This window comes from Mesorhizobium vachelliae, assembly GCF_033977325.1.
GTDB classification, from domain to species: domain Bacteria; phylum Pseudomonadota; class Alphaproteobacteria; order Rhizobiales; family Rhizobiaceae; genus Mesorhizobium; species Mesorhizobium vachelliae.
In genome coordinates this window covers 1-949 of the sequence record NZ_JAVIIR010000073.1, presented here as the reverse complement: position 1 = coordinate 949, position 949 = coordinate 1, and the positions used below count along the sequence as shown (strand labels likewise).

The window sequence follows — 949 nt, the reverse complement described above, 5'->3', positions numbered from 1 at the left end:
GCCGACGGCGGCCGACAACCCGCAGACGGCGATCGTGGACGAGGACGCGCTGGTCAGCGCGGCGAGCGAGGCCGGATCCTACAACGCGACTGCCACAGGTTCGGTGACCGGCCTGTTCAATGCCGGCGCCGACACGCCGCTCACCTACAAGATGACCGGCACCTCCGGACTGCCGACGCTGACGTCTGATGGGGCCGCGGTGGGCTACACCCTGTCGGCCGACGGTTTGACCCTGACCGCCGCGACCGCAACGAAGACCGTGTTCACCCTGACGCTGAATGCGACGACGGGCGCGTACTCTTTCACGCTGTCGGCGCCCATCGACCAGGACAACACCGCTCCCACCACCACCTTCGGGACCGAGAACGCGTTCGGCTTCAACGTCGGCTCGCTCATCCAGGCGACCGACGCCGACGGCAGCAGCGTCGCCGCCAACGCCAACGGGCTGACCCTCACCATCATCGACGACCAGCCGACGGCGGCCGACAACCCGCAGACGGCGATCGTGGACGAGGACGCGCTGGTCAGCGCGGCGAGCGAGGCCGGATCCTACAACGCGACTGCCACAGGTTCCGTGACCGGCCTGTTCAATGCCGGCGCCGACACGCCGCTCACCTACAAGATGACCGGCACCTCCGGACTGCCGACGCTGACGTCTGACGGGGCCGCGGTGGGCTACACCCTGTCGGCCGACGGTTTGACCCTGACCGCCGCGACCGCAACGAAGACCGTGTTCACCCTGACGCTGAATGCGACGACGGGCGCGTACTCCTTCACACTGTCGGCGCCCATCGACCAGGACAACACGGCTCCCACCACCACCTTCGGGGCCGAGAACGCGTTCGGCTTCAACGTCGGCTCGCTCATCCAGGCGACCGACGCCGACGGCAGCAGCGTCGCCGCCAACGCCAACGGGCTCAATCTCACCATCATCGACGACCAGCCGACG

At 68.3% G+C, this 949-nt stretch carries 1 protein-coding gene; it reads left to right on the top strand.

Going from position 1 to position 949, the window contains the following annotated elements:
• The coding region (locus tag RFM41_RS34065; protein WP_320319360.1) for a T1SS-143 repeat domain-containing protein at nucleotides 1-949 on the top strand (949 nt) is incomplete at both ends.